At 66.9% G+C, this 5270-nt stretch carries 6 protein-coding genes; 3 read left to right on the top strand and 3 right to left on the bottom strand.

What is annotated here, in order from left to right; genetic code table 11:
* Positions 1-246 precede the first annotated feature (246 nt).
* Entirely contained in the window at positions 247-1101 is an 855-nt protein-coding gene (locus L995_RS11620) for an RNA ligase family protein (protein ID WP_017406203.1), read from the top strand.
* 35 nt (positions 1102-1136) lie between these two features.
* Positions 1137-2282 (top strand): AAA family ATPase, encoded by a 1146-nt coding sequence (locus L995_RS11615; RefSeq protein WP_047471826.1) that lies wholly within the window; start codon positions 1137-1139, stop codon positions 2280-2282.
* A 27-nt stretch (positions 2283-2309) separates the two neighbouring features.
* Here L995_RS11615 and L995_RS11610 read toward each other — a convergent pair whose 3' ends face one another.
* On the bottom strand, positions 2310-3056 hold the full coding sequence (locus L995_RS11610) for a Fic/DOC family protein (protein ID WP_046987340.1): 747 nt from the start codon (positions 3054-3056) through the stop codon (positions 2310-2312).
* Positions 3004-3711 (bottom strand): hypothetical protein, encoded by a 708-nt coding sequence (locus L995_RS11605; RefSeq protein ID WP_047471824.1) that lies wholly within the window; start codon positions 3709-3711, stop codon positions 3004-3006. Before L995_RS11605 ends, L995_RS11610 begins: the two co-directional genes overlap by 53 nt.
* 279 nt (positions 3712-3990) lie before the next feature.
* Here L995_RS11605 and L995_RS11600 point away from each other — a divergent pair, with 279 nt between their 5' ends.
* Entirely contained in the window at positions 3991-4722 is a 732-nt protein-coding gene (locus L995_RS11600) for an ABC transporter substrate-binding protein (protein ID WP_047471822.1), read from the top strand.
* A 3-nt stretch (positions 4723-4725) separates the two neighbouring features.
* On the opposite strand, the gene L995_RS11595 is transcribed toward L995_RS11600, so the two are convergent.
* Positions 4726-5270, bottom strand: a 545-nt coding sequence (locus L995_RS11595) for a metallophosphatase (RefSeq protein ID WP_047471820.1), incomplete at its 5' end; no start/stop codon positions are given.

Raw genomic sequence — 5270 nt, 5'->3', positions numbered from 1 at the left:
CCGCGTGTCTTTTGCGTGTGCGCTGCGGTGCGTGGCCTTTTGAGGGCTTGCGGCTGACCGTCCTTTTTGCGGACGGCCCCGACAGTCCTGCCATCTTCCCCTTCGACAGCCTGCCGGCCCGGCCACCACGGGCCAGGCCGCGCTGTCGCTGTATCCCCTGCATTGCGGCGCCTGGCGTCGTCGTCGGCTTTTCCCGCCCCATGGCATGGCGCCGTGGGGTGCTGCATCGTTTTCGGAAAGCACGACATGACCCCATCCATTTCTCCAGGCCCTCGTTTTCTTTCGAGCATCGAGATCCTCAAGTACCCCCGTACGCCGCACCTGCGCGGCTCGCGCCTGCAGGCCGGTGACCAGGACGACGCCGTGCCCTATGAGCGGCTGGCCGGCCGGCACATCGTCGTCGAGGAAAAGCTCGACGGCGCCAACGCCGCGCTGAGCTTTGCCGGCGACGGCCAGCTGCTGCTGCAGTCGCGCGGCCACTACCTGGACAGCGAGCGGCCCGGCGGGCGCGAGCGCCAGTTCAACCTCTTCAAGCAATGGGCCCAGGCCCACGAGGGCGCGCTGCTGTCCCTGCTGGACGACCGCTACCAGGTGTTTGGCGAGTGGATGTACGCCAAGCACTCGCTGTTCTACGACGCGCTGCCGCACTGGTTCTGCGAGTTCGACATCTGGGACCGCTCGGCGCAGTGCTTCCTGGACACGCCGCGCCGCCATGCCCTGCTGGCCGGCGTGCCCGTGGTCTCGGTGCCCGTGCTCTACCGCGGGGCGGCGCCCCGGCGCATGCAGGACCTGCTGGCGCTGCTGGCCCCTTCGCTGGGCCGCAGCGCGCGCTGGCGCCAGGCCTTCGAGCAGGTGGTGGCCCGCCAGAAGCTGGACCTGCCGCTGTGCTGGCGGCAGACCGACGGCTCCGAGCTGGCCGAAGGCCTCTACCTCAAGGTGGAGGAGGACGGCCAGACCGTGGCGCGCTACAAGTTCGTGCGGCCGGACTTCGTGCAGGTCATCCTCGACTCGGGCTCGCACCACAGCGAGCGGCCCATCGTCCCCAACGGGCTGCGCGAAGGCGCAGACATCTTTGCGGCCGACATTTCAAAAAGCTGGTGAGGCCTGCAGCGCAGACCCATCGCAAGGAGATTGCCATGACGAACTGGAAACAGATCCAGTCCCTGGTGCCGCAGCCCGGCGCCGACCCCGACTTCGCGGCCTGCCTGGCCGCCTTCCCCCTGCTGGAGCAGGCCAAAACCACGCCGCAGGACCCTGTCTACCACGCCGAAGGCGATGTCTGGACGCACACGCAGATGGTGGTGCGCGAGCTGCTGGCCGATCCCGACCATGCGGCACTCACCGCCACCGAGCGCGAGACGGTCTTCCTGGCCGCGCTGCTGCACGACGTGGCCAAGTGCTCGACCACCGTGGTGGGCGAGGACGGCCGCATCGGCCAGCCCGGCCACTCGCGCCGGGGGGCGCTGGATGCGCGGCTCATGCTCTGGGAAGCCGGCGCGCCCGTGGACCAGCGCGAAGCCATCTGCCGGCTGATCGCCGTGCACCAGGTGCCGTTCTTCGCCTTTGCCGATTCGCGGCGCGGCCACTCGCCCGAGTTCATCGTGCGCGAGCTGTCCTGGCAGGTGGACCTGCACCTGCTCACCCTGCTGGCGCGGGCCGACATGCGCGGTCGCATCTGCCCGGACATTGCGTCCGTGCTGGTCAACATCGAGCTGGTGCGCGAGTTCGCGCTGGAAGAGGGCTGCCTGCGCACGCCACGCCGCTTTGCCTCGGACGAGACGGCGGTGCGCTACTTCCGCGGCGCGCAGCTGCATCCCGACTATGCGCTGCACGAGCAGGCCGGCTCGCGCGCCATCGTCATGTGCGGCCTGCCGGCCAGCGGCAAGAACACCTGGGTGGCCGCCCACCATGACGACCTGCCCGTGGTCTCCTTCGACGATGCGCGTACGGAGCTGGGCCTGCGCCACGGCCAGAACGAGGGCGCGGCCGCCCACCACGCCGTGGACAAGGCCAAGGCCCTGCTGCGCGCGGGCCGGCCCTTTGTCTGGAACGCCACCCACCTGTCGCGCCAGATGCGCGGCAAGACCGTGGACCTGTGCCTGGCCTACGGCGCCCGCGTGGAGCTCGTGCACCTGGAAGCCAGCCGCCCAACCCTGCTGGCCCGCAACCGCGCGCGCGACACCACGCTGACCAACGCGGCCCTGCTCTGCCTGCTGCAGCGCTGGGATGTGCCTTTGCCTACCGAGGCGCATGCGCTGTCGTTGCTGGTCAATGAGGGGTAGGGGAGGGGGAGGGTTGCTGTACCGCTGTCAAGCGGCATGCTCGCCGCGTGCCCGCTTCATCTCCAGATAGGACTGGGCTGCTTTCTGGTCGTCGGCCCGGTATGCCACGTTCATGTCCGGGCGATGCACGTCATCGCCCGGACCCTTCAGCCCTGGCAATGCCCGCAGATGATCAAGCAAGGTGGTCTGCGTGTTGGCCGAGGTGATCAAGGGGCGCAGATAGGCATCGAGGTGTCTGCCTTGCGGGTTCTGGATCTCCTGGGTCAGTGCCTTCAGATAAGCCTCCTTGCTGGAGGCCAGCCAGTCGATGGCAAAGCCCGCGCGGTGGCACAGCTCGGCATGGATCAGCAGCATGCTGCGTCCATTTCCGTCGAGAAAGGGATGACCCCAGGCAAACGCGCCCATGACAGCACCAGGTTTGTCGCGCAGGGTGCCTGCATCGTTGCCCATGTCCAGGCCCCATTCGACGGCGCGCTGGCACAGCTCTGACACTTCGAATTGCAGGCCTGCACCCCTGCCGACGAGCCGGCCCACGCCCAGCGCACGCCTGTCCTGGCCGGCCCAGGGGTAGAAGTCGGAAAACAGGATGGCGTGAACGCGCAAAAAATCGCGGTAGCCAATCCGGCCCCGGATGCTTGCCAGAAAGGCAAGTGCTTCTTCCAGGTTGGCCTCGAAAAAGAGGTGTTCCTGGATCTTGACCTCACGGGCGTCTTTCAGTCCTTCAATGTTGCGCAGGTAGCCCGCGCTTTCGAAGTCCCCGAACGGATCGAACATCCTGCACCTCCCTCATGTGATTGGTCATCAGCCTGGCAAGCTGCCGGCCATTGATGACATGTTTTTTCTTCAAGGCCACGAGCAGCTTGCCCGTGCTGTCGAGCTCCACTTCATCTCCTGCAGCGCGTGTGACTGCCTGTGCATAGTCGTCCAGTCCGGTACGCTGGTGTTGGATGTGGTGCGTGCGGGCCAGCCGCTCGACAAACTGGCGTACACCTTTGGTGGGCAGGGCGTTCACGTCTGCGGGCAAGGTTTCGCCGGGTTCATCAGGTGCCGAGGGATTGCGGACATAGCGCACGGCGACATCGCCCAGATTCAGCCTGCGTGAGATGCGCTGGCTGCCTGCATCGATCAGCAGCGTGGCCTGGCCCGCCTCGTTGACCAGATCCACGCTGCGAAACCCGATTCCCAGTCTGTCCAGCACCTCCCTGACCAGCTCATCGCTGGGGGCGAGCAACTGCGGATCGCCGCTGGCGTCGGGCCTTGCCTTGGCATAGATGCCGGCGCCCAGGCGGATCAGGCGGCCGTCCGAGACCAAGTCATGCAAGGCCTCGCTGAGGTGGGAAGCGCTTGCCAATCTGCTCAGATCACGCCGGAGCACGATGTTGCCGGAGCGCTTGCTCAGCGATATCTGAAGTTTGCTGTCCAGGTTCATTCTCTGCCTCAGACGATCTCTACATGGTCTGATTTTAAGGTGTTGTTTTTTCCTTTTATAACAATGGGTTGTGTGCGGATTTCATGCCGCTTGACCAGCAGGGATTGCGATGAAGTCCAACCCCAATTCCAGTGCTGGACGCAATGGCAATCCAAGACCCGATACCGGCAAGCCATGCTCGCTGGTGAGATGACACCCGGACCTTGCACCGGCCGTGTGCGCAGACAATGAAGGTTTGAAGACCGCCGCCCCTTCTGTCTGCCACTTCGAAAGCCATCCATGAACCATTCCTCCCAGCTGCTGTCCACCCTCGCGCCGCTTGGCCGCATCCGCGCCTCCATCAACACCGGCAATCCCATTCTTGCGCGGCTGGATGCCGACGGCCGGCCTGCGGGCGTGTCCATCGACCTGGCCCGGCGCCTTGCGCAGCAGCTGGGGCTGGAGCTGGAACTGGTGGTCTTCGACACGGCCGCCAAGTCGGTGGATGCCGTCACGCGCGAGGAGGCCGACTTCGGCTTCTTTGCCGTGGACCCCGTGCGCGGCGCGGGCATCGGCTTCACGGCACCCTATGTGCTGATCGAGGGCAGCTACCTGGTGCGCCAGGATTCGCCGCTGACCGACAACGCCCAGGTGGACCGGGCCGGGCACACAGTCGTGGTCGGCAAGGGCAGCGCCTATGACCTGTACCTGAGCCGCGAGCTCAAGCATGCGCAGATAGAGCGCGCCGTGTCCTCGCCCGCCGTGGTGCAGACCTTTGTGGAATCGACGGCCGACGTGGCGGCCGGCGTCAAGCAGCAATTGGAGGCCGATGCCGCCCGCCTGCCCGGCCTGCGCCTGCTGCCGGGCCGCTTCATGGTGATCCAGCAGGCCATGGGCCTGCCCAAGGGGCGGGGCGATGAGGCCCTGCGCGTGCTGGCGGCCTTTGTGGAAGAGGCCAAGGCCTCGGGCTTTGTGGCCGAGGCACTGCAGCGCCACGGCATCCAGGGCGCAGCGGTTGCGCCTGCGGCCTGAAGGTCAGGCGCCGCGCAGCACCAGCAGGTCGATGCTGGCCGGCACGCCCAGGCGCACGGCAAAGCCGGCCCACAGGCCTGCGCCGGCGCTGACGAAGAGCTTCATGGCGCCGACCTCGTACTCGCCGCGCACAAAGCCGTCATTGGCGGGCGCCACCAGCCATTGGTCCATGCCCAGGATCAGGCCGCCGTGCGTATGGCCCGACAGCTGCAGGCCCACGCCGTGGGCAGCGTTGTCACGGGCGGTCTTGGGCTGGTGGGCCAGCAGCAGGTGGTATTGCGCACCGGCCTCTTTGGCCTGGCGGGCCACGGTGTCGATGTCGGGCGGCACGCCTTCGGGCACGGACGGGTCGGTGTTCTGGCGCGACAGGCGGCCATAGGCTGGATCGCCGATGCCCGACAGCGCCAGGCGCGCGCCCTGCACATCGATCAGCTGCATGCGGTTTTCCAGCAGGTTCAGGCCCAGGCGGCGGAATTCGGCCATCCAGGCGTCGTAGCCGCTGTAGTACTCATGGTTGCCGGGCGCCGCCCAGACGCCGTGGCGTGCCT

Origin of the sequence: Delftia sp. ZNC0008, assembly GCF_000799035.1 — a bacterium.
GTDB classification, from domain to species: domain Bacteria; phylum Pseudomonadota; class Gammaproteobacteria; order Burkholderiales; family Burkholderiaceae_C; genus Comamonas; species Comamonas tsuruhatensis.
Note: the sequence above shows the minus strand (reverse complement) of the source record. Positions and strands in the feature narration are given on the sequence as shown.